Here is a 14,142-nt window from a genome sequence, read left to right on the forward strand (position 1 = left end):
TTGTGATTATTGTTTTTTATTTTTAATTTGTTATAATTTTATTAACTTTTTATGATTTAGTTTTACAATATACAGCACCTGTTGAATTTAGAAAACAACAGTCCATATAAAAAGTGTCCTAAAAAGGGTTGCCAATCCAAAATAAGAGAAAAGAGGAGTTAATAATTCTTATGAAAGTCATTAAAAAGGATAATAAAAAAGAATCTACTAATAATTGAGAACATTTACCACCAGAAATGCAAAATGATTTAGCATTTCATGCTTCACGAACAGGATTTTGAAAAAGCTTTTTATTTTTAATTATTGAAGCAGTAGGGCCATTTTTATTATTGTTTTTCTTAACTTCCCCAGATTTAAATTTTACCTATCATTTTGATGTTGGCGTTGGGATTGACTTTGGCTTAGCAATGATTGTTAGCGTCTTTTTATTGACTGGCCTTGGTTTTGTTTTACATTGTCATCAAGCGGACCAGTTTACTTATACAATTACTTTATCTTGAACTTTATATGGGATTTATTTGACAGGGTATTGATGAGGATGAGATAAAATTCTCTATCGTTGTTTAGTTTCCTTTCTTTTTTTACTAATTGCGATTTTTTTTGGAACCTTTATCGCCGTATGAATGTGCAATTTACGCGCGCATTTCCAAATGAAAAAAGCGCAAAAGCATTATTTGGCCCCTGCTGATCAAAAGGATAATAAGGCATTACAAGATCCACCATTCCCGACAAAAGAACCTTAATTATTTTTTTGTAAATTAGTTCATTTTCCTTCAATAATGTCCAAGAAAATCTTTTGGTTTGTTTGTTCATATATATAATTAGCTCAATAAATTCAAAGAATATTTTGATAATACATTCACATTGCTACTTTTTCTTGTTGGCTAGGTGTTAAATTAAAAAGACTAAATCAAGCAGTTTGGTCTGCTTTTGTTGTTAATGTTTCAGAAGCGAATGAAGCAATATCAAAAAATTTGTCATTCAACATTGCATACTCAAAATCAATTAAGTACAAATTATGATCTAAAAAGACTAAGTTACCACTATTCAAATCATTATGGCATAAGATAAGTTCTGATGGTTTTAATTTTGCATAAATTATTTTATCTTCATAAGGGGCTAAATTAACTAATTTTTTTTGTACCGCTATTTTAAAGGTTGTTAAAAATTGTTGGGGATTAAAAGTTTTAATTTTTGAATTTGGCCTAATTTCAATGGCTCATAATTGTTGAATTATTGTGGCAACTTGTGATAGGACTTGCTTTGTTATTTTAACAGCACTAAGTGGTTGTAAAGTTGGATAGTAGGGGGTTACTAAAAAGAAATGCTCATTATCATAACCATAGTCAACAATTGGCAAAGTTAAATTAGTATTTTTAATTTGTTCTAAAACAAAAATTTCATTTTGATGGTCAATGAATAAGTTAGTAAAAGGATTACTGTAGCGTATAAAAAAATTATCAATACTTTGATAATTTTTATTAGTAATACCTAAATTCAGTTTTGTTTTAATTCGGTATTTCATGATATCGTTGCCTTTCATTTCAATATTTTATTAATTTTATTATGCTGTATACTGTAAAACTAAATCATAAAAAGTTAATAAGATTATAACAAATTAAAAATAAAAAACAATAATTTTATTAAATTTTTATGATTTAGTTTTACAGTATACATAACAATATCTTTACGATACTTTTTCACTAACGACCGCAAAATTAAATATTGCTTTATTTGCATAATTTTAACCTCCTATAATTAACTTAAAAATTAACTTAAAAAGTTAACTAAATTAATAGTTAACTTTTTATGATTTGGTATTTACAATTTACACATAAAAATGCACCCCCTATAAAAATTTAGCAAAGACTTTTTTTCTTTACTTACTTTTTTGGGTGCAGTCTTACTTAGTTTTTTTAATTTATTTTAATCTAATTACATTCCTAAATCAGGATAACTTGGTGTTTTTGGTTGACTATCTTCTTCATTATTAACAACAATCGCTTCAGTTGTCAATAATAAGGCACTAACACTCCCTGCATGTTGTAAAGCATAGCGTGTTACTTTTACGGGATCAACAATACCTGCCTTAATCATATCTTCTCATACGCCTGTTGCTGCATTGTACCCAATATTATCTGGTTGTTCTTTTAATTTATTAACAATAACTGAACCTTCAACACCAGCATTAGCGGCAATTTGGCGAACTGGTTCTTCAATTGCCCGCAACACAATATTTAATCCTATTTTTTCTTCATCATTTAGTTTTAAATCTCCTAATTTTTTCCCAACCTGTACTAAGGCTGTTCCACCACCAGCAACAGTTCCTTCTTCTACTGCTGCTTTTGTTGAATTTAAGGCATCTTCAATTCGTAATTTTTTCTCTCTCATTTCGGTTTCGGTTGGAGCTCCAACTTTAATAATTCCAATACCCCCTGCAAGTTTTGCTAATCTTTTTTGTAATTTCTCTTGCTCAAATGATGATGATTCGCTTTTAATTTGGTTTCGAATGAATTCTTTTCTTGCCTCTAATTCCGCTTTTGTTCCTTTACCTTCAACAATTGTTGTTGTATCTTTTGAAACAATTACTTTTTTTGCTATTCCTAAATCAGCTAGCGTTAATGTTTTGAAATCCATTCCTAAATCAGCGCTAACAAATGTTCCTTTTACTAATACAGCAATATCTTCTAATATTTTTTTACGGTTATCACCAAATTCTGGCGCTTTAACAACACAAATATTAAAAGCACCACGCATTTTGTTTAATAACAATGTTGGTAAAACATCTCCATCAACATCATCAGCAATAATTAATAAGGGGCGTCCTTCTTCAACAATTTTTTCTAAAATTGGTAAAATTTCTTTCATATTACTAATCTTTTTATCAGTAATTAAAATATAAGGATTATCAAATTCTGTTAACATTTTTTCACTATCCGTTACCATATATTGTGATAAATATCCTTTATCAAATTGTAATCCTTCAGTTACACTTGTTTCAGTATTAATTGTTTTTGATTCTTCAATGGTAATAACCCCATCATTCCCAACCTTTTCCATAATTTCAGCAATTAAATCACCAATTTCCGGGTCTTTTGAACTAACACTTGCTACTTGAGCAATTTCTGCTTTTGATTTAATTTGGTTAGCAGATTGTTTTAATAACTCAACAATTTTATTAACTGTTTTTTCAATTCCATTTCGAACTGCGACTGCATTAGCCCCTGCCGTAATATTTTTTAAGCCTTCTTTCACAATTGCTTGCGTTAAAACAATCGCCGTTGTTGTTCCGTCCCCAGCAACATCATTTGTTTTATTGGCAACTTCTGTTACTAATTTAGCCCCCATATTTTCAAAATGATTGCTTAATTCAATTTCTTTTGAAATTGTCACTCCATCATTAGTAATTAATGGTGAGCCATAAGTTTTTTCTAATAAAACATATTTTCCTTTTGGTCCTAAAGTAACTTTCACTGTATCTGTTAATTTATTAATTCCATTAATTAACATCATTCTTGCTTCTTCAGCAAATTTAATTGATTTTGACATAATTCTATTCCCCCTTGAATCCTATTCTTCAATGACACCTAAGATATCATCTGCTGGAATTACAACTAATTTTTTATTATTGCATTCAATTTCAGTTCCGGCATATTCACGATAAAGAACTTTACTGTTCATCTTGCCTTCAAATGTTCCATCTTTACTAATTTCGGTACTAATTGCAATTATTTTCCCAATATGACTTTTACTTTTCTCATCTTCTTGTAAATAAATTCCATTAATAAATGTTTCTTGTTTTTCTTCTTTTTCTAAGACAATATTTTTGCCTACTGGTTTGATCATATCTTGTCCCTCCTTATTAATATGAACTATTAGCAAATGGCATATGTAACTGCCAATAATATATTTAACAAATTTTAGAAAAAAATGCAAGTATTTTTAAATTGGAAATGCAAACAAAATAAAAAATCTTTCTCAAAAGAAAGATTTTAACTGTATACTGTAAAACTAAATTATAAAAAGTTAATAAGATTATAACAAATTAAAAATATTTTTTTTAATATTTATTTTTAAAATTATAAAATTAAACACAACAAAAAATAAATTTTACTAATCTTAACAAACACTAATTTAATTTAAAAAAATTTTTTTAAAATATTGTCTTGATATAAAATTTTCCAAGCAAGGTCTAATTGTGGTATTTAATATATCTAAAATAGATTTTAATCTACTACGAATATTAATTAATGGCTCATTTTGACCCAATCAACGCCTTATATCTCTATTTATATTTGTAAAATATTCATCAACTATTGAATTGACTGAAATTATAAAATATTATGATAATTAAGAAATATTAAACCTACTCCCCTTTATCAGTTTTATGATCTAAACTTGGTTCTAAATCTATTTCTAATTTATTTTCTATTGCCAGCTTTTGGTCAACCTCTAATGTATGCTGACTACGTTGTCAATCCTTATAAATAAAAAAACCAAAAGCAACAGCTAATAAAGTTGCTAAAACCAATAAGACAACAATAGCAATTGTGACTAACATTATTTTACCCCGCCTTTTTCGCATTTTATTCCATAATAACTATTTAGACTTGCCACTAAGACTGGTACAAAAATTCCTAAAACAAACGCTAAGACTGAAATATATCACATATTTTTAGTACAACTAATAATAAAATCATAAATTGAAAAGCCAATAATAACCCCTAAAATCAAGGGAATTAAATAATGCATCATTAATTGATATAATTTTCGTAATTTAATTCATGACACTTGATTATTGTAATTTATAATAATATGAATTTTTTTGGCATATCAAACAAAGAAAATAATTTGGGCTAACGATACTAAAATTAAATCTAACCCTGCTGCTAACAATTGGAATGAATTAATTACTTGGTAAGTACTTTCAAAAACTAATGCTAAACCAACCAAAATAATTATTGAACAAATTCCACAAATTACTTTTTGATTACTAATTTCATATTGCGTTTCAATCGCATCAACAATAACTTCGACATTCCCGACTGTTGTACTTAATCCAGCAATAAATAAAGCGAGAAAGAATAAAACCCCTAAGAAATTCCCAACTCCGACGGCAGTATTCTGATTAATAATGTGGAATGTTTCGGGTAAAACATTAAAAACAAAAACCATTGAATCATTCCCGAACTTTGCGGCAATTTGTTGTTGAAATAATAAAATATTACTTTTATCCATAACTAAATTATTAACGATTGCTCCTGATGCGCCAAAAATAAAAATAAAATTAGTAATCGATAAAAATAAAATTCCAATTACCAATAAATACGCTTTTGAAGCATTATCTTGGTTATGCGGTCCAACACCAGCAAACCGCAACATCATTCCCATCCCTAATGATGTTGTAAAAAAGGCTAGGAAAAAAACACTTGATCAGGCTTCACTTTGTTGTAATTTTTTTAAATTTTCGGGTAAAAATAATGTTGCTAATCCTTGGTGGCTACCGGGAACAGTTAAAATATAAATTGCTAAAATTAAAATAATTAAAAATAATAAGGGCATAAAAAACTTATTAACTTTTTCAATTCCTTTAATTCCAAATAATAAAATAATTCCAACTAACAAGACCACAAATAGAAAAGCTAAAAAGACAATTCATTGAAAACCACCATTATTTGTGACGCCAAAACCACCCTGTTCTAAAATCTGATGATTAAAAATATTCCCATCAACATTACTAATTAAGGTCGGACTAAACTCAATCCCAATTGAAATAATCGTATAACCAACTAGTACTGAATAATAAATCGGAATAATAATCATTAATGTCGCTTGAAATCACCCCATAAACCGGCTAAAGCGCACACTTTCCTTATCAAAAATATTAATAACACTTTTCCGACAGAGATTCCCCAAATTAAATTCAAAAATTAATAAGGGCACCCCAACAATTAACATTGCCAAAATATAAATTAAGAAAAAATAAAATCCCCCATTTTTATTAATATAACCAGGTAACCCTCAAATTACCCCTAAGCCAATTGCAGCTCCTAACGATGAAACAATAAATCCAAATTTTGTCATTTGCTTCTTACTACTCATTTTTCTCCTCCTTTGCTTTTAAATAAAAAATGCAAGATTGTTGCATTTTTTATTAATCTTTTTTGTTTTGTGGTGGCAGCTTGGGACGTGCCCCCAAAATAACGGCAATAATAATACTTGTACAAAAAATCCCAAAAATAACAATTAAAATAATTTTAATAAGATTAACTTTTTGATTATAACTAGAAATATCATCGTAACCAAAAATATTCCCTGAATATTGACCGCTAACCCCAAGATTATCTAAAATGTCTTTAAAATAATCTTGTGCCTTATTACGGGCTTCTTTAATCATTCCATAATAAGCATCAATAGCATGTCCCATCTCATGATTTAAAATATAAAATTGATTCGGTGTACTTCATCATCCACTATTATATTGCGAACGAACTCTTCCACGCATAATATTATTAATTCCTTCAGTAGAAATAACAACATTTGCTTTTCTTGTTGTAATAATTTGATTTCTTGTTCCTATCACATTTTCAAAAGAATAACTTGTATAAGCTGCTGTCCGTCCCGATTGATTTGCCAATCGGGCATCTGGTGAAAAAATAAAACCCGTTAAGAAATATTTAAAATTATTATTCGTTACAGCATAGGTTATATTAAATAAATCCAAAATTTGATTTTTAAAAGCCCTAACTTCATCATCACTTCAACGATAATAATCTTGAACTGCTTGAATACTATCTTTTAAGAAAATGGTGCTACCTTTTCGGTGATAATAATTATTCTCATACCTTGTTAAAGTTTTTAAAGTCTGATCTAATTTATCAAATGATGCATAATTCTTTTGTTTTGCCGCACTCATAAAATCTTCATATTTTCTACGGGATGACCTTTGGGCTTTCGTATAGGAATCATTCATCATTTTTGCTAATTCATCAGATAAATCCCATCATCCATTGGTAATAATATTTTGGTATATTACACTACTTAAAATAGGAAAATGAATATTTTTAATGTCCTTATTTTTATTTGATTGTCACATAATTAATGCTGTTTTAAGAGCATTAAAAGTATAACTCTCTTTTCCTCCCATTGGAATTGTTTGTTGTAACCCAAAACGAGAACCAAAAATATTAGAACTATATTTTAAATTAACAGCATCAGATGGTTTTTTTTCTAAATTAGTATCGTAAATAATTTTTGATGACGCAAGATACTGATCAATGAAATCATGGCTCTTTTGAAGCGTACTTATTTGTGAACCAAAATTAGTTTTTTGTAAGGGCGCATAAATCTCAATAAAAAACTCATTCAAAATTTCTCAACTCTTATTTTTCATCGCATCTGGTGTTGTTGTTCACTTCGCATATGCTTCCGCAAAAAATTCTTTTCAACTTTCCATTCCATAACTACTAATGTTGACAATTGAACCGATTAACGACATTTCAAACAGTTCTTTTTGATTTATTGTAACATTCCATGTCTTATCTGAACCATTATAAATGGTATCTTTATTTTGAATAATATTTTTTTCGATTTTTCTTATTGTACTGTTACTACTAATATTTGATGATTTATAAATAAATTCAAGCAATATTCGTCCAGAATAGATAAAATCATCTTGACTGGTTGATGTAATATTTCTTAATCCAAGGTATCCATTTGAATCAACAAAATTAGTAGTTGGTATAAATGCCAAATTAACAGTTCCAAACACTCATAAACTACTCGCTATTGCATGAAACTTTCCCATAATTTTTTCTCCTTTTATATTTTAAAAATTTATTACTACTACACACTAGTTTAATTTAAAATACAACTTATTTTAAACAAAAAAGGACTTTTAAAAAGCATACTTTTAAACTAACTAATGCTACTAATAAAATATAATTATCAAATATTTTCTAATTGTAATAACGATGCTTTCATTTCTAACCCAACCACGATAACCACGTAAAGCATTATTTTTGCCTAAAACACGATGACATGGAACAATAATTGTCATAGCAGTATTCCCAATTGCTGTCCCCACTGCCCGCATTGCTTGCGGATATCCAATTTTCTGTGCAATATCAGCATAGCAAGTTGTTGTTCCATAAGGAATTTTAGCAACCTCTGCTCAAACTTTTTTTGAAAAGAAGTCCCCGTAAAATCAAACGATAAAGTAAAATTTGTTCGTTTGCCTGTTAAATATTCTCTTAATTGTGTCACAACAGGTGTTGTTTTCCCCGTTTGATCAGCAATTAACAAAATATTAGGGCTCTTTTTCTTTTGCCAAGATTCTAATTCACAAAACCCCTTGTTATTAGAACCAATAAAAGTCAGGCCTTGATCAGAAACAGCAACATATAAATTTCAATTATTAACCGTTAAATTAATATAATATCATTTAATTAACCTTGCTTCGGCCATTTTCTAACCTCCTGTTGCTGCTTTTGATTAAAATAAATTTTTGTGCTTTAAGGTATTTAAATTATACTATTAATTTATATAAATTGTAAATACCAAATCATAAAAAGTTAATTATAGGAGGTTGAAATTATGCAAATAAAGCAATATTTAATTTTGCGGTCGTTAGTAAAAAAGTATGGTAAAAATATTGTTATTAATACTGTCAATAAGATTGCAAATGATATTGAAATTAAAAAGTAAAGAATAAATTATCCCGCGTAATTTACAATCTTCAATTAACTTTCAATTACTTCCAACTGGTGGTTGTTGTGGTTTGGGTTCTGGTTTATTACTCGCCGTTTTCACTATTATTTGGTTTTTCGCAACTAATTAATGATGTTGTACTTGTTGCTCTTAATCCGATTGCTCCTAAAATACTTAACAATTTTTTCACACCTTACCTCCTAAAATATTTAAAATGTTATAATTATTGCACATAAATTATAACATTTTAAATATTTTAGGAGGTAAAGTGTGAAAAAATATGAAAGATTAGATTTTAATGAAAGAGTAAATTTGGAAAAATTAAAAGATAATGAATTATTTAAAAAGGAAAATAGAACAATTAATATTCGAAAAATTGCTAAGCAAATGAATAAAGATTATAGAGCTATTTGGCAAGAGTTAAATATGTTTGATAATATTAATAATTATAATGCTGCAAAAGCACAAAGAAATACATGATAAAAATAAAAAACAATGTCGTAAATATTCAATGTTAAATTCACAAGAATTAAGTAATTTTTCTAATGAATATAATAATTTTTTTCGTTCGCCACAAAATATTATTACTTCGTATGAATTACAATATAATGTAAAATTTGGTGTATGTTTTAAAACAATGTATAAATATATTAAATTAGGTTATTTTAATTTAAAAAAAGAAATGTTATATATTAAAAATAAAAAAAGAAAAACAAAAAATAGGGAACAAAATGATAATCGTGGAAAATTACTTAATATTAGAGATTATAAGCAATTTTTAAATGATTATGGAAATGATTTAAGTTTTAGTGGAATTTGAGAAATGGATACTCTTGATTGTGGTAATTTTTATTTGTTAGTTTTAGTAAATCGTAAATCAAAAATACTTTTTTATCATATTTTATTTAGTAAAAAGGCAAGTATTATAGATAGATAGACTGCATCCAAAAAAGTAAGTAAAGAAAAAAAGTCTTTGCTAAACTTTAAAGGAGGTGCATTTTTATATGGCAAGAAAAGGACAAAAATTTAATAAATATACGGCATATTTTCGAAAAATGATAGTACAAGAGGTTAAAAATAATAGTATAAGTTTTATTGCAAAAAAATATCAAATTAATAAAAAAACTGTTGCTTCATGGTATGAAAATTTTAAGAAAGGAATTTTAAACACCAATAAAGGTCCAAAAGAATCATTTGAAAAAAGAGATTTAAACTATTACAAAGTTAGGTATGAATTACTAAAAAAGCTTCATGACTTTTACAATTAAATAAAAGAAAAATTGTATCTTTTATCAAAGAAAACATTAATAAATATCCACTAAATTTATTACTTGATATAACAGATTTAAAGCGTAGTTATTGAGATAAATATAAAAATTATTCAAGTAATGGTAAGGATAGCGAATCATTAAAAAATATTGTAAAAGTCTATGAAGAAAATTTAAAACAATTTGGTTATCGTCGAATTACCAAATATTTAAAAGAAGATTATGGCATTATTTATAATGCTAAGAAAGTATTGCGAATTATGAAAGAAAATAATATTCAAGCTGAATATGTAAAGCGTATGCGTAGAAAAATATTAATAAAACAAAATAGAAATAAAAATATAATTAAATATCCTGATTTAGTAAATCGTAATTTTAATGATATTAAAGAAAGATTTTCAATTTTATTTACTGATGTAACTTATTTAATTTGAAATGGTAAAAAACATTATCAATCAACAATACTTGATGGATATACTAAAGAAATTATTGATGTAAAATGATCAAAATTTAATAATAACAAACTTGTACTTGATAATTTAAATGATGCAATTAATAAAATTAAAAAAATAAAAAAATATTTAAATAAAATAATAATTCATTCAGATCACAGATATCAATATACATCTAAAGATTACAATAGTAAATGTTTAGATAACAAAATTATAATTTCAATGGGTAAAAATTATCATTGTGCAGACAACATTATTATTGAAAGTTTTCATTCATTACTTAAAAAAGGAACAATCCATAATAAAAATTATAAATCTCATAATGAATATATTAATGATGTTAAAAAATGAAATAAATGATATTCAAACCAAAAAGAAAAATATATAATAAATGAAAGTTTGTAAACCTTTTTATTAATACTTACTAAACAGGGTGCAGTCTAGTATATAACCGATAGAGGAAAAGAATTTTATAGATGAAAAACAATAGAAAAACATTTTAAAATAAGAGTTTATTTTTGTGATCCTGGTAAACCTCGCAAGAAAGCATTAGTAGAAAGAATAAATAGAGATATAAGGCGTTGATTGGCTCAAAATGAGCCATTAATTAATATTCGTAGTAGATTAAAATCTATTTTAGATATATTAAATACCAGAATTAGACCTTGCTTGGAAAATTTTACATCAAGACAATATTTTAAAAAATTTTTTTAAATTAAATTAGTGTTTGTTAAGATTAGTAAAATTTATTTTTTGTTGTGTTTAATTTTATAATTTTAAAAATAAATATTAAAAACAATATTTTTAATTTACTATTTTTTGTGATTATTGTTTTTTATTTTTAATTTGTTATAATTTTATTAACTTTTTATCATTTAGTTTTGCAGTATACATTATTGTAATTTAAAAACAGAGAAGAACGGTGAGAACACAATGAATGAAGAAATTTTGTTAACTAAAGAGGGAATTAAAGACTTACAAGAAGAATTAGATAATTTAATTAATGTTGTCCGTCCGAAAGTTATTGAAGAATTAAAAGAAGCTCGTGCCCAAGGAGATTTATCAGAAAATGCTGATTATGACGCAGCGCGTAATCGTCAAGCGGAAGTTGAAGGGCGAATTAAAGAAATTGAATCATTATTAACAAAAGCAAAAGAAATTAAAGAAGTTAAATCAAAAACAGGAATTATTAAATTAGGAAGTACCATATTTTTTACTAATTTATTAATTAATAAAAAATATGAACTTAAAATTGTTGGGGTGGTTGAAGCAAATCCTTTTGAAAATACAATTTCAAATGAATCACCAATTGCGAAAGCAATTATTGGAAAAAAAGTTGGTGATTTAGTTGAAATCAAAGGAATTCAAGAACCATATAAGGTTAAGATTCTAACTGTTGAGTAAATAATAAATTAAGTAATTTTAAAATTACTTTTTTTGAAACTTGTATACTGTAAAACTAAATCATAAAAAGTTAATAAAATTAAACACAACAAAAAATAAATTTTACTAATCTTAACAAACACTAATTTAATTTAAAAAAATTTTTTTAAAATATTGTCTTGATGTAAAATTTTCCAAGCAAGGTCTAATTCTGGTATTTAATATATCTAAAATAGATTTTAATCTACTACGAATATTAATTAATGGCTCATTTTGAGCCAATCAACGCCTTATATCTCTATTTATTCTTTCTACTAATGCTTTCTTGCGAGGTTTACCAGGATCACAAAAATAAACTCTTATTTTAAAATGTTTTTCTATTGTTTTTCATCTATAAAATTCTTTTCCTCTATCGGTTATATACTAGACTGCCCCCTGTTTAGTAAGTATTAATAAAAAGGTTTACAAACTTTCATTTATTATATATTTTTCTTTTTGGTTTGAATATCATTTATTTCATTTTTTAACATCATTAATATATTCATTATGAGATTTATAATTTTTATTATGGATTGTTCCTTTTTTAAGTAATGAATGAAAACTTTCAATAATAATGTTGTCTGCACAATGATAATTTTTACCCATTGAAATTATAATTTTGTTATCTAAACATTTACTATTGTAATCTTTAGATGTATATTGATGTCTGTGATCTGAATGAATTATTATTTTATTTAAATCTTTTTTTATTTTTTTAATTTTATTAATTGCATCATTTAAATTATCAAGTACAAGTTTGTTATTATTAAATTTTGATCATTTTACATCAATAATTTCTTTAGTATATCCATCAAGTATTGTTGATTGATAATGTTTTTTACCATTTCAAATTAAATAAGTTACATCAGTAAATAAAATTGAAAATCTTTCTTTAATATCATTAAAATTACGATTTACTAAATCAGGATATTTAATTATATTTTTATTTCTATTTTGTTTTATTAATATTTTTCTACGCATACGCTTTACATATTCAGCTTGAATATTATTTTCTTTCATAATTCGCAATACTTTCTTAGCATTATAAATAATGCCATAATCTTCTTTTAAATATTTGGTAATTCGACGATAACCAAATTGTTTTAAATTTTCTTCATAGACTTTTACAATATTTTTTAATGATTCGCTATCCTTACCATTACTTGAATAATTTTTATATTTATCTCAATAACTATGCTTTAAATCTGTTATATCAAGTAATAAATTTAGTGGATATTTATTAATGTTTTCTTTGATAAAAGATACAATTTTTCTTTTATTTAATTGTAAAAGTCATGAAGCTTTTTTAGTAATTCATACCTAACTTTGTAATAGTTTAAATCTCTTTTTTCAAATGATTCTTTTGGACCTTTATTGGTGTTTAAAATTCCTTTCTTAAAATTTTCATACCATGAAGCAACAGTTTTTTTATTAATTTGATATTTTTTTGCAATAAAACTTATACTATTATTTTTAACCTCTTGTACTATCATTTTTCGAAAATATGCTGTATATTTATTAAATTTTTGTCCTTTTCTTGCCATATAAAAATGCACCTCCTTTAAAGTTTAGAAAAGACTTTTTTTTACTTACTCTTTTGGGTGCAGTCTATCTACTATAATACTTGCCTTTTTACTAAATAAAATATGATAAAAAAGTATTTTTGATTTACGATTTACTAAAACTAACAAATGAAAATTACCACAATCAAGAGTATCCATTTCTCAAATTCCACTAAAACTTAAATCATTTCCATAATCATTTAAAAATTGCTTATAATCTCTAATATTAAGTAATTTTCCACGATTATCATTTTGTTCCCTATTTTTTGTTTTTCTTTTTTTATTTTTAATATATAACATTTCTTTTTTTAAATTAAAATAACCTAATTTAATATATTTATACATTGTTTTAAAACATACACCAAATTTTACATTATATTGTAATTCATACGAAGTAATAATATTTTGTGGCGAACGACCAAAATTATTATATTCATTAGAAAAATAACTTAATTCTTGTGAATTTAACATTGAATATTTACGACATTGTTTTTTATTTTTATCATGTATTTTTTGTGCTTTTGCAGCATTATAATCATTAATATTATCAAACATATTTAACTCTTGCCAAATAGTTCTAGAATCTCTATTCATTTGCTTAGCAATTTTTCGAATATTAATTGTTCCATTTTCCTTTTTAAATATTTTAGGAGCAATCGGATTAACAGCAACAAGTACAACATCATTAATTAGTTGCGAAAAACCAAATAATAGTGAAAACGGCGAGTA

Annotated in this window: 18 protein-coding genes and 5 pseudogenes; 7 read left to right on the plus strand and 16 right to left on the minus strand. The window is 25.7% G+C overall.

The features are described from left to right. The first annotated feature begins 170 nt into the window (after window positions 1–170). On the plus strand, window positions 171–743 hold the full coding sequence (locus AACK78_RS02245) for a DxFTY motif-containing membrane protein (protein ID WP_338956098.1): 573 nt from the start codon (window positions 171–173) through the stop codon (window positions 741–743). Here the strand turns inward: AACK78_RS02245 and AACK78_RS02250 are convergent. The 11 genes and pseudogenes from AACK78_RS02250 to AACK78_RS02300 all read right to left on the minus strand — a co-directional run bounded on the left by AACK78_RS02250 (window position 740) and on the right by AACK78_RS02300 (window position 8,899). Next, window positions 740–1,525: a phosphotransferase gene (locus AACK78_RS02250; RefSeq protein WP_338956099.1), complete on the minus strand. Its 786-nt coding sequence runs from the start codon at window positions 1,523–1,525 to the stop codon at window positions 740–742. The two genes, AACK78_RS02245 and AACK78_RS02250, sit on opposite strands and share 4 nt — an antisense overlap. 83 nt (window positions 1,526–1,608) lie before the next feature. Next, on the minus strand, window positions 1,609–1,740 hold the full coding sequence (locus tag AACK78_RS02255; protein WP_338956100.1) for a hypothetical protein: 132 nt from the start codon (window positions 1,738–1,740) through the stop codon (window positions 1,609–1,611). Window positions 1,741–1,935: 195 nt separating this feature from the next. Next, window positions 1,936–3,549, minus strand: a complete 1,614-nt coding sequence (groL, locus tag AACK78_RS02260; RefSeq protein WP_338956104.1) for a chaperonin GroEL — start codon at window positions 3,547–3,549, stop codon at window positions 1,936–1,938. Between the two features lie 21 nt (window positions 3,550–3,570). Further along, on the minus strand, window positions 3,571–3,846 hold the full coding sequence (locus AACK78_RS02265) for a co-chaperone GroES family protein (protein WP_338956106.1): 276 nt from the start codon (window positions 3,844–3,846) through the stop codon (window positions 3,571–3,573). A gap of 288 nt (window positions 3,847–4,134) precedes the next feature. Further along, a pseudogene (locus AACK78_RS02270) lies at window positions 4,135–4,293 on the minus strand (IS30 family transposase); the annotation flags it as partial. Between the two features lie 73 nt (window positions 4,294–4,366). After that, window positions 4,367–4,561: a hypothetical protein gene (locus tag AACK78_RS02275; protein ID WP_338956109.1), complete on the minus strand. Its 195-nt coding sequence runs from the start codon at window positions 4,559–4,561 to the stop codon at window positions 4,367–4,369. Continuing rightward, complete coding sequence (locus AACK78_RS02280; protein ID WP_338956110.1) at window positions 4,561–6,102, minus strand: sodium-dependent transporter; 1,542 nt, start codon at window positions 6,100–6,102, stop codon at window positions 4,561–4,563. The genes AACK78_RS02275 and AACK78_RS02280 overlap by 1 nt, the downstream gene beginning before the upstream one ends. A 52-nt stretch (window positions 6,103–6,154) precedes the next feature. After that, a complete protein-coding gene (locus tag AACK78_RS02285) occupies window positions 6,155–7,807 on the minus strand; it encodes a hypothetical protein (protein WP_338956112.1) in 1,653 nt (550 codons plus the stop codon). Between the two features lie 123 nt (window positions 7,808–7,930). Further along, window positions 7,931–8,113, minus strand: a complete 183-nt coding sequence (locus tag AACK78_RS02290) for a methylated-DNA--[protein]-cysteine S-methyltransferase (RefSeq protein WP_338956483.1) — start codon at window positions 8,111–8,113, stop codon at window positions 7,931–7,933. After that, on the minus strand, window positions 8,026–8,466 hold the full coding sequence (locus AACK78_RS02295; protein ID WP_338956113.1) for a hypothetical protein: 441 nt from the start codon (window positions 8,464–8,466) through the stop codon (window positions 8,026–8,028). Before AACK78_RS02295 ends, AACK78_RS02290 begins: the two co-directional genes overlap by 88 nt. Window positions 8,467–8,794: 328 nt before the next feature. Further along, window positions 8,795–8,899, minus strand: coding sequence for a lipoprotein (locus AACK78_RS02300; RefSeq protein WP_338956115.1), 105 nt, complete (start codon window positions 8,897–8,899; stop codon window positions 8,795–8,797). Between the two features lie 80 nt (window positions 8,900–8,979). Here AACK78_RS02300 and AACK78_RS02310 point away from each other — a divergent pair. The 6 genes and pseudogenes from AACK78_RS02310 to greA all read left to right on the plus strand — a co-directional run. Beyond that, window positions 8,980–9,637 (plus strand): annotated as a pseudogene (locus AACK78_RS02310) (IS30 family transposase); the annotation flags it as partial. Between the two features lie 76 nt (window positions 9,638–9,713). Further along, entirely contained in the window at window positions 9,714–9,977 is a 264-nt protein-coding gene (locus AACK78_RS02315) for a transposase family protein (protein WP_338954390.1), read from the plus strand. Between the two features lie 173 nt (window positions 9,978–10,150). After that, a pseudogene (locus tag AACK78_RS07375) lies at window positions 10,151–10,216 on the plus strand (hypothetical protein); the annotation flags it as partial. 21 nt (window positions 10,217–10,237) lie between these two features. Then, the gene (locus tag AACK78_RS02320; RefSeq protein WP_338956121.1) at window positions 10,238–10,834 is read left to right on the plus strand and encodes a DDE-type integrase/transposase/recombinase; all 597 of its coding nucleotides are present in this window, start codon (window positions 10,238–10,240) and stop codon (window positions 10,832–10,834) included. Between the two features lie 180 nt (window positions 10,835–11,014). Then, the gene (locus AACK78_RS02330) at window positions 11,015–11,143 is read left to right on the plus strand and encodes a hypothetical protein (RefSeq protein WP_338956123.1); all 129 of its coding nucleotides are present in this window, start codon (window positions 11,015–11,017) and stop codon (window positions 11,141–11,143) included. Between the two features lie 219 nt (window positions 11,144–11,362). Further along, on the plus strand, window positions 11,363–11,833 hold the full coding sequence (gene greA / locus AACK78_RS02335) for a transcription elongation factor GreA (protein ID WP_338956125.1): 471 nt from the start codon (window positions 11,363–11,365) through the stop codon (window positions 11,831–11,833). A gap of 126 nt (window positions 11,834–11,959) precedes the next feature. Here the strand turns inward: greA and AACK78_RS02340 are convergent, their stop codons facing one another. From AACK78_RS02340 to AACK78_RS02360, 5 genes and pseudogenes are all read right to left on the minus strand, one after another. After that, window positions 11,960–12,094 carry a hypothetical protein gene (locus tag AACK78_RS02340; RefSeq protein ID WP_338956127.1) on the minus strand — a complete coding sequence of 45 codons (135 nt, stop codon included), beginning with the start codon at window positions 12,092–12,094 and terminating at the stop codon, window positions 11,960–11,962. 180 nt (window positions 12,095–12,274) lie between these two features. Beyond that, window positions 12,275–12,871, minus strand: a complete 597-nt coding sequence (locus AACK78_RS02350; protein WP_338956129.1) for a DDE-type integrase/transposase/recombinase — start codon at window positions 12,869–12,871, stop codon at window positions 12,275–12,277. A 21-nt stretch (window positions 12,872–12,892) separates the two neighbouring features. After that, window positions 12,893–13,165 (minus strand): annotated as a pseudogene (locus AACK78_RS07380) (hypothetical protein); the annotation flags it as partial. Next, window positions 13,132–13,395 (minus strand): transposase family protein, encoded by a 264-nt coding sequence (locus tag AACK78_RS02355; protein WP_338954390.1) that lies wholly within the window; start codon window positions 13,393–13,395, stop codon window positions 13,132–13,134. The pseudogene AACK78_RS07380 and the gene AACK78_RS02355, both read right to left, overlap by 34 nt. 69 nt (window positions 13,396–13,464) lie before the next feature. Then, window positions 13,465–14,061: pseudogene (locus AACK78_RS02360) on the minus strand (IS30 family transposase); the annotation flags it as partial. Window positions 14,062–14,142 lie beyond the last annotated feature (81 nt).

It is taken from the genome of Spiroplasma endosymbiont of Polydrusus cervinus (genome assembly GCF_964019755.1).
In the GTDB taxonomy this organism is placed as follows: domain Bacteria; phylum Bacillota_I; class Bacilli_A; order Mycoplasmatales; family Mycoplasmataceae; genus Spiroplasma.